General features: G+C 52.2%; 20 protein-coding genes. 9 read left to right on the top strand and 11 right to left on the bottom strand.

The features are described from left to right. Positions 1–474 (top strand): hypothetical protein (locus PHV74_08500; GenBank protein MDD5094402.1); only part of this gene is annotated, 474 nt, incomplete at its 5' end. Positions 475–701: 227 nt separating this feature from the next. On the opposite strand, the gene PHV74_08495 is transcribed toward PHV74_08500, so the two are convergent. Continuing rightward, positions 702–2,048 (bottom strand): hypothetical protein, encoded by a 1,347-nt coding sequence (locus tag PHV74_08495; protein ID MDD5094401.1) that lies wholly within the window; start codon positions 2,046–2,048, stop codon positions 702–704. A gap of 291 nt (positions 2,049–2,339) precedes the next feature. Between PHV74_08495 and PHV74_08490 the strand changes: the two genes are divergently transcribed. After that, the gene (locus PHV74_08490) at positions 2,340–3,509 is read left to right on the top strand and encodes a leucine-rich repeat domain-containing protein (protein ID MDD5094400.1); all 1,170 of its coding nucleotides are present in this window, start codon (positions 2,340–2,342) and stop codon (positions 3,507–3,509) included. Between the two features lie 16 nt (positions 3,510–3,525). Here PHV74_08490 and PHV74_08485 read toward each other — a convergent pair whose 3' ends face one another. Continuing rightward, positions 3,526–3,849, bottom strand: coding sequence for a DUF5658 family protein (locus PHV74_08485; protein MDD5094399.1), 324 nt, complete (start codon positions 3,847–3,849; stop codon positions 3,526–3,528). A 304-nt stretch (positions 3,850–4,153) separates the two neighbouring features. Between PHV74_08485 and PHV74_08480 the strand changes: the two genes are divergently transcribed. From PHV74_08480 to PHV74_08450, 7 genes are all read left to right on the top strand, one after another. After that, positions 4,154–4,711 carry a sigma-70 family RNA polymerase sigma factor gene (locus PHV74_08480; protein ID MDD5094398.1) on the top strand — a complete coding sequence of 186 codons (558 nt, stop codon included), beginning with the start codon at positions 4,154–4,156 and terminating at the stop codon, positions 4,709–4,711. After that, positions 4,708–7,029 (top strand): zf-HC2 domain-containing protein, encoded by a 2,322-nt coding sequence (locus PHV74_08475; protein MDD5094397.1) that lies wholly within the window; start codon positions 4,708–4,710, stop codon positions 7,027–7,029. Before PHV74_08480 ends, PHV74_08475 begins: the two co-directional genes overlap by 4 nt. Before the next feature lie 109 nt (positions 7,030–7,138). Continuing rightward, on the top strand, positions 7,139–7,792 hold the full coding sequence (locus PHV74_08470) for a hypothetical protein (protein MDD5094396.1): 654 nt from the start codon (positions 7,139–7,141) through the stop codon (positions 7,790–7,792). 136 nt (positions 7,793–7,928) lie between these two features. Then, positions 7,929–9,017 carry a hypothetical protein gene (locus PHV74_08465; protein ID MDD5094395.1) on the top strand — a complete coding sequence of 363 codons (1,089 nt, stop codon included), beginning with the start codon at positions 7,929–7,931 and terminating at the stop codon, positions 9,015–9,017. A gap of 603 nt (positions 9,018–9,620) precedes the next feature. Beyond that, positions 9,621–10,220, top strand: a complete 600-nt coding sequence (locus PHV74_08460; protein MDD5094394.1) for a hypothetical protein — start codon at positions 9,621–9,623, stop codon at positions 10,218–10,220. Positions 10,221–10,505: 285 nt separating this feature from the next. After that, positions 10,506–11,108, top strand: a complete 603-nt coding sequence (locus PHV74_08455; protein ID MDD5094393.1) for a hypothetical protein — start codon at positions 10,506–10,508, stop codon at positions 11,106–11,108. Positions 11,109–11,403: 295 nt separating this feature from the next. Beyond that, positions 11,404–12,303, top strand: coding sequence for a prenyltransferase (locus PHV74_08450; GenBank protein ID MDD5094392.1), 900 nt, complete (start codon positions 11,404–11,406; stop codon positions 12,301–12,303). 130 nt (positions 12,304–12,433) lie between these two features. On the opposite strand, the gene PHV74_08445 is transcribed toward PHV74_08450, so the two are convergent. The 9 genes from PHV74_08445 to PHV74_08405 form a co-directional block, all read right to left on the bottom strand. Next, positions 12,434–13,498 carry a helix-turn-helix domain-containing protein gene (locus PHV74_08445; protein ID MDD5094391.1) on the bottom strand — a complete coding sequence of 355 codons (1,065 nt, stop codon included), beginning with the start codon at positions 13,496–13,498 and terminating at the stop codon, positions 12,434–12,436. A 104-nt stretch (positions 13,499–13,602) separates the two neighbouring features. Then, positions 13,603–14,208 (bottom strand): hypothetical protein, encoded by a 606-nt coding sequence (locus PHV74_08440; GenBank protein ID MDD5094390.1) that lies wholly within the window; start codon positions 14,206–14,208, stop codon positions 13,603–13,605. A gap of 51 nt (positions 14,209–14,259) precedes the next feature. Then, on the bottom strand, positions 14,260–14,790 hold the full coding sequence (locus PHV74_08435; GenBank protein MDD5094389.1) for a hypothetical protein: 531 nt from the start codon (positions 14,788–14,790) through the stop codon (positions 14,260–14,262). Positions 14,791–15,511: 721 nt separating this feature from the next. Next, positions 15,512–15,793, bottom strand: coding sequence for a hypothetical protein (locus tag PHV74_08430; protein MDD5094388.1), 282 nt, complete (start codon positions 15,791–15,793; stop codon positions 15,512–15,514). Positions 15,794–15,798: 5 nt separating this feature from the next. After that, the gene (locus PHV74_08425; protein ID MDD5094387.1) at positions 15,799–16,311 is read right to left on the bottom strand and encodes a hypothetical protein; all 513 of its coding nucleotides are present in this window, start codon (positions 16,309–16,311) and stop codon (positions 15,799–15,801) included. Further along, positions 16,304–17,002, bottom strand: coding sequence for a tyrosine-type recombinase/integrase (locus PHV74_08420; protein ID MDD5094386.1), 699 nt, complete (start codon positions 17,000–17,002; stop codon positions 16,304–16,306). Before PHV74_08420 ends, PHV74_08425 begins: the two co-directional genes overlap by 8 nt. Before the next feature lie 38 nt (positions 17,003–17,040). Beyond that, on the bottom strand, positions 17,041–18,825 hold the full coding sequence (locus PHV74_08415; protein MDD5094385.1) for a CHC2 zinc finger domain-containing protein: 1,785 nt from the start codon (positions 18,823–18,825) through the stop codon (positions 17,041–17,043). Between the two features lie 42 nt (positions 18,826–18,867). Beyond that, positions 18,868–19,866: a recombinase family protein gene (locus tag PHV74_08410; protein ID MDD5094384.1), complete on the bottom strand. Its 999-nt coding sequence runs from the start codon at positions 19,864–19,866 to the stop codon at positions 18,868–18,870. Between the two features lie 5 nt (positions 19,867–19,871). Further along, a complete protein-coding gene (locus PHV74_08405; GenBank protein ID MDD5094383.1) occupies positions 19,872–20,093 on the bottom strand; it encodes a hypothetical protein in 222 nt (73 codons plus the stop codon). Between the last annotated feature and the right edge of the window lie 123 nt (positions 20,094–20,216).

Genomic DNA, 20,216 nt, shown 5'->3' with positions numbered 1-20,216 from the left:
TTTCCTCCTCATGGGCCCGGCTTCTTAATCAGGGGAAATTACTCGAATTATGAGGATAGGGTCAACTGGGCGGAAATTTCAGTGGAAACGGTCGATGGCACCGACTGCTTCCACTTCTCTGGTGAAGTCGATATGAATCTGGCGGTAGATGATATGATCGCAAATGCCCAGAAAAATCCAGGAGAACTGGGGACAGAAGAACTCCGCATCTGGGACCTGCTGCGCCAGAGTAAAGAAACCATAGAGCTCTGGATCGGAACTCACGATTACATTGTTCGCCAGGAGAAGGCTATCTCCAGACAAGCGTATGTCTTCGATGCAAATGAAGAAGAGAGTTGGATTGATTCCAGCATGCTTATCCGCTACTATGACTTCAATGCGCCAATCTCGATCGAGGCCCCGGAAGATGCCCGACCTGATCTGATGGTACCCACGCCGGTCCCTGAAATAACCATAACACCAGAACTGAGATGAAAGGAGAAGTATGTTTATTTCGATAGTCTTGTTGGGCTTGGTTTTCTCCCTGCTACCCGCCGTTTTGTATTGGAGAATATTTGACAAGGCCGGTTATCCGGGAGCATTGGGACTGCTTTCAATTGTGCCGCTTCTCAATCTGGTGGCATTATTTATCCTGGCATTCGGTGACTGGCCGGCACTTCGTCGATCTTGAAAAAGCCGAGTTAACTGAAAACCGTTTCGGTTCATTCTTCCGGCACGTCGAGCACGTATATGGATTGATTCGGCGAGGTATAGTGTTTGACTTGCAGTTGCATACCCCACAAGGGATCATTGGTTGCCGTTACTTCGCAAGGAGTCCATTCAAAAGCGATCCTGTTTCCAGTGGGACTCCAACTGATATCTCCCAAAAAGCCGTCTTTGAGAGAGGCTTGGATCAGATATCTCCATCTCTCGACTGACATGCCTCCATTGGATTCGTGCTCCACATTCCCGATTTCCCGCAACTCCTGCGATAGCTCAACTGAATTCTCGGAAGCAGCCTTTAACCCCCAGGAAAAATAGACCACAGACGAACCATCAGGACGCCATGCCAAAACGTCTTCGTTGTCCCAAGTCATACTCCACGGACGGCTTCGGTTGACCAGTACGTTTATCGCGGTTCCATCGGGTTGGATGGTACAGATATCACTCCATCTCTCAAGCCCATTGCCAAAACCTCGGCCATTGTCGCAATCATTGGATACGAAAACGATCTTCGAGCCATCAGGGCTCCACAACGGATTGTCTTCAGCAACACACGGCGTAGCCGTCAGCCTGGTCAACTCGCACGTGTCCGCATCTATCGACCATAGATCGGGTTTCGAATATCTGAAATCCTCGGAGGGTGACACAAGCGTTCCGGCACACACTAGATTCCTTTCATCCGGACTCCAGGAAGGCGGCCAATAGGGAATAGAAGAATCAACGTATTTCAAGTCGCCGCTCCTGATATCCCATATCGCCAGAGGTGATGTCGAGAACTGGGATATTGGCTCCCGAAGAATGCGCAGAACAGCCAGTCTCTTTGAAGGGCTCCAGACAAGGTAATCATTGAGGGGCTTGGAGTCGCCATTTCTCACGATTGTGACATCCTCCAATCTGGCTACACTCTGAACATTTTGGCCGTTAATGCCGACTGACAACACCTCGATGCTGTTGGCCCTATAGTCCGGTTTCTCCTTGTCCGGATCGATCGGTCTCACGAACAGCACTTCGTCACCTGCCGGTGAAAAGGCAGGATCGAAACCTTCCGCCAATTGGTAAGCCTCCCCATGGTCAGCATCGGCGATATATATCCAGCCATCGCATTCAAAGACAATGCTCGTTCCATCCGGAGACCAGACGGGGTTCTCATATCGCCCGTCTTTGGAGGTGAGTCTCAAGAGATCACCTGTGTATGACCATGCGTCCGGATCAAGATCGGAACCGCCGATCATGTCGGAGAAAACCTCCACCACTGGTTTCGGTTCGCTGTCGATATAGACATGAAACGTCAGCACCGTTATGGCCAGAGACAGTATGGCTATTCCTGTGATCCATTTCGACTTCATCGGACACCCCCGTTCCCAAGAAGGTTATTACTTAAAGCTTACACCATGCGGTAAACACAGTGTGGCACATCAGGTACATCAGGTCATGGGTGTTGGCACTCAATTCGTTTGAGGGCTTGCAGTGAATATATGCCCGTCGCCTGAGAACCTCTGAACTGGCGATAGAACGTTCAATCGGCAGAGTTTCCTCAATCCCCGCTGAAAATAGGGTAAGCTTGCAGGCTTATTCAGTGCTGGCACAAATGATATGGGGGCCAGAGTGTGGTATTCCTATAGGCGAGGGGTGAAATCATGAAAGTGAGACGATCCGTTTGGGTAGGCAGCATCGGCATCATACTGGCGGCATTGGTGTTCGCGTCCATCTCTTTTGCTCTGGAGAAAGACCCTTCACTTATTCCCGATCCCGGGCTTCAAAGAGCGATTCGTCTCTCGTATGAGATGAAAACCGGAGAAGACCTGGGGGATATCACGGAATCCAATTTGGCAAAGGTTATACTGATTGATGCCTCCAGCATGGGCATTACCGATCTCAGCGGACTGGAATACTGTGTAAACTTGGAGTATCTTTTTCTCTCTGAGAATAACATAACCGATATCTCGCCACTTACCAACCTCTCAAAGCTGACTCTCCTAAATATTATCCGAAACAATGTTTCTGATATTTCCCCACTGGCAGGTCTGACCCAACTAACCCACTTGGCTGCATGGATGAACGATATCAGCGACCTCACCCCTCTGGCCAACCTGACAAGTCTGACCGATCTGGCGCTCCTGGAAAACGAGATTAGCGATATCTCTCCGCTGTCAGGGCTCACCAATCTGCAATTATTGTGTCTTCTGAAAAACCAAATCACTGATATTTCCCCTTTGGCAGGTCTTACCGACCTGGAAAGTCTGAGTCTCTTGGACAACAAGATCAGAGACATTTCTCCGCTGGCAGACCTCACCGGTTTAAAGTCCCTGAGTCTTGGGGGCAACGAAATCAGCGATCTCTCGCCGCTTTATGCGCTGACTAACCTCACCGGCCTGAGTCTCGACGATAACCGGATACAGGATATTTTTCCGCTTGCCAGCATGACAAATCTGGAGAACTTAACGCTGGCTTCAAATGAAATTACAGATGTCACCCCAATATTGGATATGACCCGTTTGATTTACCTGCGTCTTGATTCAAACCGGATCAGTGACATCGGCCCCCTTTCCACCTTTATCTCTCTGAGGAAGCTTTATCTGCAGCAAAACGAAATCAGCGACCTCTCGCCGCTATTATTGAATGGTGGATTGGGGATCGAATATAGAAATACTCGCGGTTTTGGGGATGAACCCTGCCCCGACACCGTGGATTTGACAGGCAATCCCTTGAACCAGACTTCAGTGAGCGTCTATGTACCTCAGCTTGAGGAAAGGGGCGTAGAGGTCATTTGGGATCAGGCCGATGAGCTTCTGGCGGGAGAGAGTTGAAGACTTCCGCAGGGTCTCATACTTCAATCCCGTGCGCTCGCATAACCATAAGATTGGCAACGACAACCACACTGAGCATGATCGCCACTGGCACAAGTAGTCTCTCTCTTCGCTTCCATCTCAACACCCATAACACGCATATTGCCGATACAATCTTCAAGAACAGGGTCGGTTCGATCCCGATTCTGTCGATGCTGAAGCCAAGGATGGAGTTAAACTCGATCAGCAGCGCATCCTGAGTCAAGGCCAGATAGGTGAGCACGGCATCCAACAGGTTTGCCGCCAGGAAAATGTCGGCCTTCAAGTCGCAGAACATCAGCGGTCCCAGAATGAGCTGCACAACACTCCTCTAGAAACTTCGTGGTGTCGGTCTTCAATCAACCAACCGGGCCCCAACTTATTCATAGCACGGAAGATTGCGGCCTGGCCATAGGCTATAAGTACTGGATGGTCTCATTACTTCCACTGTCAAAAAGGCTGTATTTCATTCCACCCTGAGAGTGCTCTGTGATCTTCGGCTCCAAGGACATCTCGCATTCCTCACTTCGAGTAGCAGTACTATTCCACTGGCGAGCCCATATTCAATTTGCAGCGTCTAATTGATAGATGACCGAACTTTTTTCTGCCAGGTGGACTATATTATTATGATGGCAAATCTGGTCGAGAAGTGGCAGCAAGGCGATAGGGATGCCTTTGAAGAACTCTTCCATAGCTACTATAACATGGTGCGCAGAACAGCTATCGGGATTCTTCATGATGGAGGCTGTGCGGAGGATGTTGTTCAGGAAGTATTTGTCAGCGCCTGGAGATCACGTCACTCGTTCGATTCCCAAAAAGGCAGCCTGGCCACATGGCTGCACCGTATTACCGTAAACCAGTGTGCCAGACATGGAAAGAAGAGTGGAGCGAAGGATGTGTCGCTGGAAGAAGCCCAGTCCCGTGGGTTTCAGATCTCTGTCAATACCGATTGCTCGACTCAACAACCCGATACGAATGAGTTTAGCGAAAGCGAGCGAATGATGGCAGCCATCCAATCTCTCAACGGCACTTACCGGCCGGTAGTCGTATTGAGATACTTGAATGACTTACCATACAGTGAAATCGCACAGGTCCTTGAGATTCCCTTAGGCACTGTCAAGTCTCGACTCAGTGAAGCCGTCAAAATCCTGCGCAGGAAATTCACCGGGGAGGAAGCGAAGTGAATTGTGATAGAGTCCGCCACCTACTACTGGCATATCTTGATAACGAAGTCGCAGATGCCGATGGCAAGAACATCAAGGCGCATATCGAAGGGTGCCTCCGTTGCCGACAAGAAGCAGATACCCTGATTCAAATGCAGAAACAACTTCGCACCACACTGAATACACTCACGGAGGGTTCATCTCAACCTGAGGAAACCTGGGCCCGGATCAGCCAGCGAATCACATCAGAGGGGCTTACATCACAGGCGTTGCCCTCTATCGGCAAGTCCGGGAAGGATTTCATGTTCATAGAACCGGTAAGGAGGATAAGGATGTTTCTATTCGGACGATCTAAATGGAGGCTTGCTGCAATCGGAAGTGCGCTGGTGGCATTGGTGATCGCGCTGAGCCTTATTCTGCCTTCCTCTGGGGGACACGACAAAGCTCTGGCGGAGGAGATTGCCAGAAACAGCGAAGCGTTCAAAATCGCACTGGATGGGGAAAGGGATGTTCGACTGGAGAAGGTGGTGGAGCAGGGCAACCGAGCGACGGTCACTTTCATCACCACAGAGGGGAAACGGGTGACCTTCGAGGTTGACACCAGTGCCGAGGCCGTGGTGGAGACGGACAAGTGGATTGGATTTGACCTTTTCGCTTTGCCGGACACAATGGATGACCCTGCGCAACGAGCGCAAGCGCAGGAAGCAATTGGGGTCGCTGAGACTGATTCCAGGGTGCAGGAGTTTCTGGCGGCAGGCGGTTTCCCGCAGGGAGTCTTGCTACCCAGCAACGGATTCGGCAACATGCCTGAGGGAGGGAATGCAGCTAGGGTGTTCTTTCTGCCCGGAGATATCGAAGGTCAGTCCATTATCAACGGCAACTACCGTGTGGAGGGCCTCTTTGCCTGGGTGGACCTCGATACCGGACAATTGCTCAGAGTGGAGGGGTGGGAGACGTTCGTTCCGATAGTGCAGTTGGAATATGCCCTGAGCGAGACCGAGCGGCAGGAAGCGATGGATATCGCCACCGCCGATCCCAAAGTCCAAGACCTGTTGGCCCAGGGGTTTGTGGTTGCGGACGTGAGCAACAAATCACCCGCCGGTTCCGACAGGACAGCCCAAGTGACCCTCATGCCGGAAGCAAACCGGCGGTGTGCCCCGGTCGGCAGCTATGAAATCGAGGTAAACCTGAGCCAGAAGCAAGTCTCGGACGTGCGGGCACAGGTGATGCTGTCGGTGCCGGTGGTGGTGGTTCAGGTGAGCGTGGGGCCGACCGAGGATGACATCCAGGAGGCGATCAGAATCGCCAAAGCTAATCCCGAAGTCCAGGATTTGCTTGCCCAGGGATACACCATCTCGGAGGTGTACCACTGGCCTCAGGCTCCCCGCGTGATCGAGGTAATATTCGATGTGCCGGAGAGCGCACATGAACGGATTATCGAGCCTGAAGGACGTTACGTCCTGTACGATTATGTCGGAATGGTGAGAGTCGATCTCAACAAGAAGGAAGTGCTGCCCATCCGAAAAGGGATGACCGGCGGATCTAGCACCATTGCGGAACCTACAGAGCTAAGCGATGCGGATGTAGCGCAAGCAAAGGAGATCGCTGCCGCCGACCCCAGAGTTCAGGAACTCATAGCACTCGGTTGTGCCATCGAAGATGTGGAGCACACGGCCTACTGGGGCCCGAGGGTCGGTGTGGTGTACCTCTCCGTGCCTGAATCACAATGGTATCACATCAGATACGCCTTGAATTACGCCATGTATCATGATTGGGATGCCGACGGAAACAATATCCTGCGCATTATAGTGGTGACGGACCTTGATAAGAATGAAGTGAGCCAGTTGGCTAATGGCCGTCCCTGGAATTACGGGGCTAACGGCACCTACACCTGGACGGCAAGCGAAAGCGGCAAGAACGCCATCCGGGTCGAAACGCCTACCGTCGTTCTCACCGCCGCGGATTTTTACACCGAGGCAGACGGGGTAAAATACCTGGGGCAAGTCGACCACGTCCTGGTTCAGGGCGGTATCAATTTAGACCCAACAGGTTACTCATATGGCGCTTTGAACTGGAGTTGGTTTGAACGCGAGAGGGAGATGCGCCTGATTATCAACCTCAAGTCCGATGGAGCCTACTGGTGGGCGGATGAAATCCGGACATATGACGGTCAGCCCCACTGGGAAGAGGGCTGGATTCGCTACAGCGGGGAGTTCTTCAAGACTGAAATCGAGAAACCGTTCACTGGAAATGTGGACCTCGTTTCCGCTCCGGATAACGAATTCCAGGGCAGGATTCACTTTGAAGGTCTGGTGATTCAGCCGCTGAGGGCTCAATAATGGGCTCCAATAAGGAGGTGGCGATGACTTGATTCCAACCAAGAAGAGAGATAGAACAGCGCGCTTTCATTGGAAACCAAGAAATCAAAAACGTAATGGAGGAAATGTCATGAAGATGAAAATGGAATACCTGAGAGGACTGAAGTTCTGTCTGCCAATCATTCTTGCCATGGTGATCATGCTGGTAGCAGTGGCACCTGCGGTCTCAGCAGAATCCGCTCCGATCATTTCACAGGAGGAGATGATTTCCCGACATGTGTCAGTCCCGATCATGTTCAATGGGGTGTTATATCAGCCAGACAAATTCAACAAGATACAGGATGATATCTGGGCCGACGGCGGGTCAATCGGCATGATCGTGACATGCGAAGAACCCCATCCGATAGCCTATGAGTCTATTGAATCGTTCGACAAATATGCTAAAGCTCATGGCATGCTCACAATGGCAGATATGCTCGAAGCGGCAAGATCATATACAAACGTAGAAGATCCCAATGGCCTGCTGCGGAGTAATTTTCTCTATATGCAGGATCGCTACTATTATGATGATTTTTATGGACTTCAATACCAGTCTTATCCCGATCTATCAGACTGGTACTTCGCCAATAAGGCTTATTGGGCCCAGACTTACGGGTCAGCTTGGGCTCTTTGCTATAGGTATACAGATTATTACGGATATCCTCTGTGTATTGCACAGAATACATTTTATAATCTGTCTACCATCGGTTGGGCGAATGACATTGAGTCCTGTCAGGTTTCATGATCTACGGGAGGATGTTCGTTTCCTTGAATAAAAACCAAACCGGGTAGAAGGGGCATGGCCCCTAAAGTGTCCACTATTCCCGGAGCCGTTATTGTCCCATTTTCGCTGACTAAGTATAGGAAGGAGGAAGTTGACAATGAAAAGTTTCAGTAAGCTAGGTGTACTGCTAGTCGTGGTGATACTCGTCCTGATGATGGTAATGCCAGTCTTCGCAGATGGCTATAATGACGATTCGTTTTCACCAGAGGCCATCAACGGATACGCTGTACCGAAAGATATCGGTGGTTTGCCTGTTATTTTCGTGCATACCGCTGAGAACACCAGAGGAATGCAAGCTGGAGAGGTGCGTATTGTTGTTCAGGATACTGCAGGTACTCTTGATGAATCACTTGAAAAGGCAACAGTATCAAAATATCTGACGGCACACCCGCTGCCCCAAGGATGGCTAGTATTTGTGGTTGGGGGACCGAACACATCTAGGTCGGAATATGAGAAGCGTAATACAGAAATCAATAAGTTTTGTGATAAGCATGGGTCCCTACCAAAATTAGGCCCAAGCAGTTCAACCAACGGTAAATCAGTTGCTGTGCAGCAGCAGTGGGCTGCGCACCATGCCTATGCTGTTGACCAGAATCTCGACCCTGGAACCATGACCATAGTTAACCAAAACGTGAGGTGGACCGCACCACAAGTAGGCAACAACCAAAATGCGTACAGTGCCCTTATGGACAACGGTTGGACTGACAACAACGCTTTTCTGCAGGTGGGCCAAGTTTACTTTCAAGGGGCTGGCCAAAATGGCTATGCTGTCAGTCCTACTTGCGAGTTCGTGCCGTTCCCGAATGTGCCGTACGTTGTTGGTCATCCGTATTTATTCACGATGTATTACAGTTCGTCACACTGGCAATTGTCAGTCCTAGATTATCAAACTAGTGCATTTCAATATGTAAATTGTAGTGGAGCAGGGTCACGTCTTGTTCTCAGCGATGATACAGGCGTATTTTTTGAGAATGTTAACACTAATGCTAACTGGTATACAGGATTTACCAATCCCATAAATGTCCCCCTCGCGGTTGACAGAGGTTTTGAGTGTTGGGGTTCAGATTCAATCTTTCAAATATATACAGCAGGGGGACATCTGCCAATTAATGACGCGATAACTGGGCATCTTGCTCAATGTAATACGGCATCATTCCATCTTGACAAAATCCTGCTTGCATATTGATCGGGCCGATTAGTCTAGCATGGAAACTTTTGCAGCTCCGAATCGCAATCGCTGGCCCTCGCGTCCGGGCTGATTTGAGCCGCAAGTTTTAATGCAAATGGGCAGAATGGAAACGCCGTCAAAGCAGACGTTTCTATTCTGCCCAATCTAAGTTGTAAGCAGCATGCTTAAGAAAGAGACCAAACTGCTGCTCGTTTGAATATTGTAATAACGAAGAAAGAGGCTCACCGATGTATGATATGATGTACGATATGTGGACATGGAGGCCCTAGGGAGGTTTATATGGCAAAAGTTGTTGCGACCCTGATGATCGCAATATATTCGCTTATTTGTTTCGGTTCCTGTGGGCAAACAGGCTTAGTGACTACTGCACCCCCGCAAAGCCCTCCGCCGTCTGCAAATCCTAGTCCGTTGGCCGCACCAGTGACTTCCGAACATACTATCCTGCCTGGCGATGTTTTAGCAGGCTTGCCCGTCTATCCTGGCGCTATACCTACGACATTCTTAAACCCCGGCTTCGGCCCACCCTCGTTCCCTATCTCTCTGCCACTTTACGCTGGTGTCTCAAGGCCTGGATACCAGTCGGCGTCTGCCCAGTATACAGTGCAAGCGACCGAGGATGATATTCTGAGCTGGTATGCGAATGAACTCCATCCTAAGGGCTACCGAAAGTATCTCGAGGGTGGCCACGGTGGTGAAGAGACAATCAGCGGTCGAAATATGGCTTTCTTCCTTCCTTCACAGCCTCTACTGAGCGTGCAGGTCCATGTATATGACGTGCCTGGTGCCCCGGTCTTCGAGCTGTTGGTGACCTACAGCGTTCCCTTGCCCAAGCCACCTGAAGAGCAATTGCCGGACGATATTGACAGCATAACAGCGACCTATTTCTCAGATTTCGTGCCGACGGTAAAGATTCTCACGGATAGCCAGGTCATTATGCAACTCATGAGCATGGTGAACATCTTGCCCGTGCGTCCCGACTACGTGTACATAGGTGGCCCCCTCGCTGGTGGCCCTCAGACGATATTCCGCCTGGTGTTCCACTCGCAATCTAAAGGCGATATCACAGTGAGTGATATTATCAGCTTGGAAGAAACGGGAATACATGTGGGCGATTACCCTATCCTCGAGGACACACATGGACTTCTCAGGGAGGCAGTGGAGCAGACACTTGGGGCCCAAAGTGCTTACCCTGCAAAATAACGAGGCGCTTGGGAATAAGGAAGCCTATTGATAACCTCCGCAAGAGGCAGTCATATGCGGGTGGGCGTAAGGTCTTCGGTAAGATCACCAGGATGCAGAGATACGAGGTCACATTCAGCGTCGATAATCCAACTTTTTGCTATAGTCGATCCCCTGATCTAGCCGTTTTGGCAGCCCAGCGAGAGCAAAATCATTGCTGGCGGCGTCTTCACATCGGAAGAATCTCAGGTGGGTCCCGCACCATATGGAACCTTCTGCCCCCGCAACATCAAAAGCAAGGAGGACATGATGAAAAAGAAACTGGGTATCACACTGATCCTGGCCGCAGTGATTGCAGTCCCGATCATCGTTGTCACCGCCGTGGCAGGCGACAACGAGTCGGACAATCCTGGTCAGGTTTCAGGCCAATCGTCGAGTGAGCTTTCAGCAAGTTGGGCCTACGCCTATCTAAGTATTCAAGACCTGCACGCCGCAGCCGACCTGGTAGCCGTGGGCACGATCGACAAGGTGCTCTCCGAACAACCTGAAGGTCTGGGAAAGGAAACGAAGGGGTTTGTTCTTTACGGCACAGACTTTGCCTTTGACGTGGAGGAAGTACTCAAGGGCAAGACAGAGGCACAACAGATATCGATTCACCAAACAGGCGCGAGTGCGAAACAGCAGCAAATCAACGATGATCCGTTGATGGCTCCGGGAGAACAGTACGTGCTGTTCCTTCAAAAGTATGAAGCAGGCAAGTACTTCATACTGGGCGGACCTCAGGGCAGATTCAAGATTTCAGATGACAGCGTCTACTCGATGAATCGCGTCAATGAAAACATCATGGTCCCTGCGGGGCTGGATATCAACGGTTCGCCCAAGGACGAGTTCGCCCTTCAGTGGCAATAAAACTGGAATGAAGGGAGCCTTGTCAGTCAGGCTCCCCCCTGGACATGGCATTCTTTCAGCGTACCAAGGCTTCACATATCTAAACCGAGAGCAGGAATTACTGGTGGAACGTCCAACTTTGTTAAAAGGCTAATACATTTTGGCATATTGGTCAGTGTAGAAAGTCTCATCACAGTCAAAAAGGCTGTATTTCATGTAGAGTGAGTGACTTGATATCTCATTGACCTGCTGATATGATACTTAGGCCGAAGGACGCTTGGCGCATTGCTTCAACGGGGAGGTTTGAAAGATCAGAATGGCTAACGCAAAGGTTTTATTGGCCGAAACCAGGCCACAGTTCTTGTTGTTGACCCCAGTCTGCATTTTCGCAGGGATTGCCGCCAGCCTCTACGATGGAAATGCCTTCCACGGTTTGTCTTTTGTCCTGGCGTTTATCGGAGCGTTGTGCGCTCATATCACCGTGAATGTGCTCAATGACTATTTCGACTATAAGAGCGGTGTAGACCTGAAGACGGAACGCACGCCTTTCAGCGGAGGCAGTGGCATTCTATCTTCCGGCGCTCTCAAATCCAGTGATGTGCTTCTGCTTGGATTGAGGAGCCTTGCTGTTGTTATGCTCATTGGGATTTATTTCATCGCCCAATACGGCTGGGCAATGCTGCCGATAGGCCTGATCGGAGTGTTGCTTATTTCCCTTTATACACCCATTTTTACCAGAATACCTGCCGCCAGTGAGATTGCTGCCGGAGGATTTGCGCTCCTGGTATTGGGAACCTATTTCACCCAAGAAGGGACATATGGCGCAGCCGCAGTGGTGAGCACCGTTGTAACGGGACTTCTGATCGCCAATCTGCTTCTGCTCAATGAGTTCCCGGATGCCGAGGCCGACAAGGTTGGAGGCCGAAGACACCTGCCGATAATCCTTGGGCCGAGCACGGCGGCCAAGATATACTGCGGAATTGTCCTCTTAAGTTATGTAGTTATCATCGGCGGAGTGATTGCGGGAATTTTGCCGGTGCCTGCGTTGCTCGGATTGTTGACGTTGCCGATGGGGATAAAGGCGATGAAAGGGGCAATCAAGAACCACAACAAAGTCGGGGAACTTGTTCCATCGCTGGGGATGAATGTGCTTGTGGTTCTTTTAACTCCTTTTCTCATGTCCGTTGGCGTGGTCATCGGGGCTGCGATTGATTAGCTTGTGAACCCTATTGAATACAACTCCACGATTCTATCTGGCATTAGTCGTTCGAGCTAATAATCTCATAACCAAGATGTTTAACCACGGATAGTTGCCGCTTCGCGATGAGACATTCGTATATTTCGTTTTATCGAGGCAGATGAGCGGTCTCTAAACGCTTGATTGGGACTGGGATCAGCCAGCGCCCCTTCTCCATCCGCGCCCCATCGAGTCTCCCTTGGCGACACAGCAGAGCAATGGTGACCGGCTTCAACCCCAGTTCTCTGGCTGCATCCTGCGCGGTCATATATCCGTCATGATTCCCGTTGAGACGAATGGGCCGAGGTATCTGCCAAACTCTTCCTTGGCGATAAGAACCCTCTATCTTTCCCTGACGGCAGAACTGAGCTACTGTCACCTGGCTGAGGCAAAGCTCTCGAGCAGCCTCGGTCACCGTGGCCAACGCCGGATCCTTCGAAGGCCTCACCGGGGCATGAGGAGGTTGCACCGGGCGGGGAATAAGCCACTGCTGGCCTTGCTTCAAAGTCCCGGCGAGGAGCCCTCTTTGGCAATAGCCCCGGACCGTTATCGGGGACACGCCCAGTTCACGGGCCGCTTGCTCAACAGTAGCGTAATCGGTTCCGGGAACCGGGCCGTCCGCCTCCCACAGAGTCTTGGCTTTGGCCCTTAGCGCTATCGCCACATTGTTGGTCTGGCAGCGATTCAGGCCGAGCTGCTTTCCCACCTCATCAACCCCATATCCCGTCAACCGCAGTTCCAGAAAAGCGGCTTGCCGGAGGGTGAGACGTTCCTTCAACTGGGAGTGCATCAACTCGGCCACTACGATGTCTTCCACAGGAGAATTGTGCCCGTCTCCCCAGCGAGGATGGTAGCGGCGTCCGCCCACCCCCTCACTCTCGTCGAGGATGGCATCGAGGCTCAGTGTCCGCCAGTGCCGCCGGCGTTTCTTGTGATACAGCTTGTTCACCGACGACCCGCGGGCGCGATAGTCCAGCGGCACCCGTCTGATGGCGGCAATGAGGTATTCGCGAGGAGCATCCGGCCGTCGGCGTAATACGAGAAAGAGCTTCAAAGCCATCTCCTGCAGTATGTCGTCTCTATCGGCAGGGCAGTCTTCCGACCAATGATAGGCAATGCGACTCATCACCGGCTGCAGCTCTTCGAACCAGTAATGGAAAATAGATTCAATCATATCTGGTCCCCTTTCACTTAGTGAGGGATAAACGAAGGAGAGCCCCCGCCCATAAGAGCGGGGGCTCTCCCTGTCTCCTCGTAATTGACCCGTAATTATCCGGTTTACTTATGTTTCCAGTAGTCATCGACTGCTAACTGGCAGAGGCAGTCGATCATCTCTCCATCTTTTCGGATTTGTTCTCGTCTGAGCTTTTTCCGCTTGTTGCGGCTGAGCTTGCCCTTGGGCAAGTCCACATGCAAGCGAGTGTAAGCACTAGGTATTCTGATCCGGGCTATCCGCTTGAAAGTCAGGGCGCTCACCCCGAACCCTTCGGGGTAATAGGGCGACCTGTCTGCCAGGAACTGTTCGCGCTGGACGGGATCGAACCGCCGCCCCCATCCGGTCAGATCGGAGGTTTGGTGAAGCAACTGCTGCTCAAGGCGTATCTGTTCGGAGAGTTCCGCCCGATCATCTTCTCTCCACTCGCCTATCAGCTTATTGGTGTCGTTCCGGTAGTGGTGTTCGCAGTGGTAGCACGCTGCCTTAGTCTTGTCGCCGTCTTCATCAAGGACATCGCTCAGCTTCAGCTTGAGAAACCCATTCAGGAACATGTGGAGGTAGAGGGCTTCCGGCGGCTTGTAACCAAGGGTGCAAGCACCTTTCGACCGGATGGCGATATCAACCAGCACCTGGCGTCTCGAAGCGGTGGCCCATTGAGGGAATGCCATGAGTCACCACCTTTCGATTCTAGGGCTTGATAGCAGGGGCTTCGGGGATCGTCAGGCCGTGGCTTTTTCCAGTTCTTGGCCTGAGGCTTTTTGTTCGTCCTTTTTGACGGCATCGCTGGCCGCTTGTTCCATAGCTTCGGCTAGCTTGGCCTTTTTGGCAGCCTCGATGACCGCAATCTCTATGTCGAGGCGGTCCTTCTCGATGATCGGATCACCAGCCTTTATGCAAGACTCTATTTCGGCCTTGTAGTCTTCGGCACGCTGTTTCTGCACGTTAGCCGCAAAGTTCAGCATCTGGAAGACCATGTTTTCGCGCGCGAACCGGATTTGCCCGTTCAGTTCGGCATTCACGCGGATAACGGGTCGGCCACTGGGCGAGAACCTGGGCATGCCATCCTTGTCGCGTTGCAGGCGCAAAGGCGCTCCAAGAGATTCCTTGGAGATGTTGGTATTGCCTTGCACATTCGTGGCCGTGAAGAACGGCAACCAGACCGTTTCAAGGTCAATGCTCCAGACCTTACGTCCGGTGGACTTTTGGGGCACGGGTGCTACCAGAGCTTTGATGTAGTCAGGGGTTTTCATGATTATTCACCTCTCAAATTTGATTTGTCGGGTGAAGCCCCTGCTATGAAGCCCTAGAATCCGAGCTTTCATCGCCGTTAGGGAATCCGCTTGCATCAACCCGTCTATCCCTACAGAAATAGTCTACTGGGACGATTCTTCACCTGCTTGTTGTCAACGGGTTGACTATGAGGGTAGTGTCCTGAATCCGTTCAGCATCGCGAAGGTGCTACCACTATCGCTTAGTATGACCGTCATAACCTAGCCAAGGGGCTTTTTCGCCAGAGAGGTCAAGCTCCAGCTATTGAGTGTTGGCACGCTTTGCCGTTTTCACGGTGGCGAGCTTGCGCTATCATTCAGCTTGACGGTTCATTTGAGTCCCTACATTAGTTCGAGACTCGACTAGCCTAGCCTACGGGTGACTAACCCGATTCTAGCCATATAAGGATCAATCCATATAGCGGGCTATCGGCAAGATTCAGTTTTTCAGGTTCAAAAAACAATTTGCTTGACTCAAGTATGAAACAAAAAGGTCTTTCGTTCACTAACAGAAAGAACCTATATTTTCATCCCATGGGCAGTAGGGATAATCCGAATCACCAAAAAACAAGGGAATCCCTGTGGCGCATGGCGACTACCAAAAACGGGGGCAAGGGGTATGGGCAAAAGCTATGGCTTAACGGCCTGACGGGGGGGATTTCGTAGCCAAGGGAAAAGGGTTTCTTGGTCCTCCGGTAGGTTACTACTTGCCGGTGGTTTCCTTTTTGACGGCTGAAGCTAGAACGGGCCTCTTGTTGGCGCAGCGGCCTTCCCTGGCGACAGCCCGAACCCGGGTCTCCGAAAGTCTCTTGGCGGACGGACGAAAGCCCCATCGGCGTTTGAGGGACGGCGATTGTCTGAGCTGTGCCCTAATGTATGCCAATTCCTCAGAGCTGATCTCACCACCCCACCCTGCCTGCAAGAGCTTCCCGCTATGAGATGATAAAGGCCTGTCACCGCCTGCCTGTTGTTCATCCAGCGACACCTTTTTCACCCCTTACCGTACAACGTGAGTTGGGGATTCGCCCATGCGCTATCGCCAGCCTCTCGCCCGGCTTGGGTTAAACGGAAATATCTGCGCGGTTGACCGGCGGGATAGTTCTCTTGAAATGAGGAGCTTTCTTCTTCGCCGGTGGATTCCACCCACCTCAGGCGCCGGAGGTTGCTGAAGTAGACAACAAAACTGTGATATCGGGAGCCTTGAGCCTTGTAGGGCATACGTATCAGATATTTCTCAGTGAGCATCTCAATATTGTTCGGATCGATGGGGCGGTGTTCCCGTTTGGATGTCTTTTCCTCCGCTCTGCTGGCTCTGTCCAGGGCAGTCGCGTGAATGAGAGTCTTCTTGTAGTGATAGAAGATATCCGCCTGGGGAGCGCCAATGCTTGGATCGATCCGCGGAGAGCTATTGGGTCCATGCCCCAGAAGGAACTCCCGGATGAACCAGCCGCAGCCAAAGGGCCGTAGAAAACCTCCTCTTCTTGGTCTTAGGGTCTCAGTCACGGCTCGTCTCCTTCTTGTCCCACAGTTTCCGATACCATTCCTCGAGCTCACGGCTTTCCACCTTTCGGTAGCGCATGGTGGTGCCTATGCTGGCATGGCCCAGCCATTCCTGGAGCATCCGAACACCATCGGTAGAATCATCCTGCTGCACGGCCATCACTGCAAAAGCATCACGCAAGCGGTGCGGACTGACGCCGTGCAGCCTGCCCGTCTCGGGGTTTACCAACTGGTTGAGCCCGGCCTTCTCAGCACAGTCGCTGACAACCTGCCAGGCGCGATGCCGGTTGATGCCGAAAATCAACTGTTTACCATCCCGCGATACCGGCCCTCCCCGGCGGATGTAGTCGCGCAACATTTGCAGTGTGTCTCGATCCAGATGGAGAGTCCTCAGCCGACGGTTTTCCTTTGCCTGGGCCACCGCTTCTTCCACCTTCACCCCACATTTAGGGCAGAACGCATGGCTTCTCCCCAGCCGGGTGTCACAGCAGGGACAGGTAAGCTTCAGTCGGGTCTTGAGATGCTGAATCACCACTGTGCCATTCTGGAGATCGATATCCGGCACGGTGAGAGCCACAGCCTCCGAGACTCTGCATCCCAACCGTGAAAGCAGCCTGATAAGCAGCCGATCCCTCAGATTGGTAGCTGCCTCCTCCATCCGGGTGACCTCTTCCGGGATAAGATAAGCCTGCATTAGTCCTTCACCACCTTTTTCCGCATGTCATGGGATTATTACCGCTGTGCAAGATGATTGGTGCGTGATCCCCTATTTCGCGGAGGACCGGCCGCCGGAATATTATCCAATCGGACTTTCATCTCCCTGAAGGATTGTTCCAGGGCCGTGTTGCGACTTTCCAGTTTTCGCAGGTCATGTTCTAGAGATGCGATTTTCTTCTGAACGCCAGTCTGGTCTTTGGGCACAGATATGCTTTGGCCATGACCGGTTCTTGCAGCATCATCAGGTATGAGCTTCGTTTTCGCAATGACTTTATCGTCCTTCAAGGCCCGGCGCACTTTGGTGACAACCGCCTTGGAAAAGCCGAGTTCAATGAGCTCTTTCGGTTTCCGGCCTTGCTTCAAAAGGTGCTCAACGAATTTCCGGATATTGCCGCCCCTGCCGCACCCGAAGCAGTGCCATAACCCCTTTTCCTTATTTACCGAGAGGCTCGGCTCGTGGTCATCGTGAAAAGGACATAGCCCCTCATACTCTTTCCCCACCTTCTTGAGCTTGACGCCGAGATTTTCCAGCAACTCCACGATATTCATGTTCTCTCGCCCTTCCGTCACAGCTCTGATGGCTAGAGCTTCGACTTCGGACCGCCAGAGTACGCGCCATCCTTCCCCCTCCAGTTCCCTGGCCACGTGTTGTATGGGTTTCATCACCAATTCGGAATTCCATGTAAATTCCTCTTTTTCGACTTCAATGGTCATAGTTTTGGCCTCCTGGGCACAATCCGATCCCTGCGCAGAATCGCTATCTTCGCTTTGGCTCACTGCCGCTTCCATCATGAGACCGCGGCTGTGTGTTATCTTTCGTCTCGTGTTCAGCGGGTACTCTTCTTGACATAGGGCTCGGTCAAGACACTCTTTTATCTCCGCGGGCGTAGGGTTGCCGGCCACATCCCCAGCGACCAAGTCGTAACCCACCACCCGTGCTTCCTTCCAGACCCTCTCGGCTTCTCCATCTAGAAGGAAAAGCCAACTCTCGCCATTGTCCACAATGTGAGCGTATCCTACTCTCTGCAGGCGTCTCAGGAATTTGGTTGGCTTGTCCCAGCCAGGGATATGTAGAATGAATTTGAACGGCAATCCTGCCAGCCTGTCCATCCAGTAGCGTTTCAGAAGGGGAGCGCATTTGGGGCAATCCCATTTCCAGCAACGCAGGCTCACCAGGTGTTTCGCCATGCCGTCGGATCGCGTGAGAATCTTGGTTGCGGCGCCGCATTCCGACTGCGGCCATGAGGATTTCCCGTAGCGGAGGGCGAACTCGCTTGGGGTAGCCCGCGCGATAGATTCATAAGAACCCTCTTCGGGTAATGAATCTATCGCGCAAATCCCCAGAAGTTCCTCAAGGTCAACCTCTGGAAGAGCGCCGTTGGGAGGCACATCGAAGGTGTAGCAGGGACCGTTCGGATGAATAGACGGTGGGGCGACTACGAAGTTGCCGATGCACTTGATCTCGATGCCGTCCACAGTTTGTGATCGGACGGGTTTCTTAGGCTTGAGCCAAATATGATGCCCGCGCCCAGTCTTGACGACCGGGCATTCTGGGGGGAGGTGATGGGTGGTAATGAAACTCTGGTATAACTCGTCGCTGTCAAAGTCGAGGACGGCGAGATTCTCACCGCAGCGCACGCCGATGTTGTTATTAGGATCTAAAAACCACCTCCTTAGCTCGTTGTGAGTTGGGTTCCATTGGGTTCTCCAACTCACAAGAGGCTTCTTTGATCGTGAACGAAGGGGAATGGGGGTTATCCCCAGACGTTGATAGACCACAAGGAAGTCAGCAGTATTCATGGGGCCGACCTCCTCGCGTTTGCAGCAACGGCTAAGGCGATCTCAAAGGGCAAAGATCTGGTGTAATTGTGGAGTGCTGATGGGCATTCCGCAATAGGCACACCGGATGATCCCCTTCAGAAGATATTCCCTTTCCGGCCTGGGATGGAGTGTCTCCGATCTCCCGCTGTTCTTTTTGAGGGTATCCTGAACCAGATCGAATACCTCCTGGCTGATCAGGGGTATATGAGCGCCCGACATCAGGTTATCCTTGTATTTCACCTTCCCCGCATAGAAGGGATTGTGCAGGATGCCTCTGACGGAGGCGGTGGTAAAGAGCCGGGGACCAGCTGCCAGGTTTCCATTAGCATCAGGCAACTTTTTGGTGTTCCGGGTACGGAATCCGTGATCATTCAGCCATGCTGCCAGCTGGGAGAGGGTGGCAGTTCCCGTGGCATAGCGGTTGAACAGTTCAACTACCGCGTTGGCTTCCGCTGGATTACGATGGAGTCCTCCCGGACATTCGGGGTCGCAGCGGCGAATCCTCTGATCCATTTCAGCCCTGATCCAGCAGGACTCATACCCGAAGGGGATTCCCCCGGTATGCCTTCCCACCGCCGTCCGGTCATACATCACCTTACTGACATGGGCGCCGAGGTTATCGCTGGACAACTCGGCTATGGAGCCGATCATCTGCAGGCAAAACTTGCCGATGGGGGTGGAATAATCGATTGGCTCGGTGATGGATACGAGACCGACACTGTACTTTGCGAGGATGGCAAGGGATTTCATGGTGATCATGAGGTTTCGAGACCACCGATCCAGCGTGTGGACCACGACGGCATCGAAGAGGTTTTTGGCGGAATCATCCAGGAGTTGTTTGAAGACAGGCCTCTTGGCGATGGCATCGACGTGGGCAGATCGACCTTCTTCCCGGTAGACACGGACCAACTCCCATCCCCGGTTCTTGCACAGTTCCCGGAAGAGCCGTTCCTGGGCATCCAGGGAGTACCCCTCGATCTGGGAGACTGAGGAGACTCTGAGATAAGCCACCGCCCTCACTGGACTTATGACCCTCCTTCTTGTTTCTCTTCGAGATTCCGGGAGGCGACGGATAGGGCAACTTCAGCCAAAGTATTCAAAAAATTCCGAATCATCAATTGATTGATTTCGCTCCCCGAATCCGGTGTTCTGGCCAGTGTATACGCATCGCGTATACGCGTCAACCCATCGCCGCGATTTTCGGCCGCGTTGGGATGATCGCCGGGGAGCGGAAGGTGTTCAACCATCAGTCCGTTTTCCCCTCCGTGAAGGGATAACCGTTATCGATCAGCCTCTTCAAGGTGGCATAGCCGATGCCCAGTTCCTTAGCCGCCTTCCTCCGCGAGATGTCACCGGCAGCAAGGCGCTCC

This window comes from Dehalococcoidia bacterium, from assembly GCA_028711995.1.
Classification (GTDB): domain Bacteria; phylum Chloroflexota; class Dehalococcoidia; order SZUA-161; family SpSt-899; genus JAQTRE01.
Note: the sequence above shows the minus strand (reverse complement) of the source record. Positions and strands in the feature narration are given on the sequence as shown.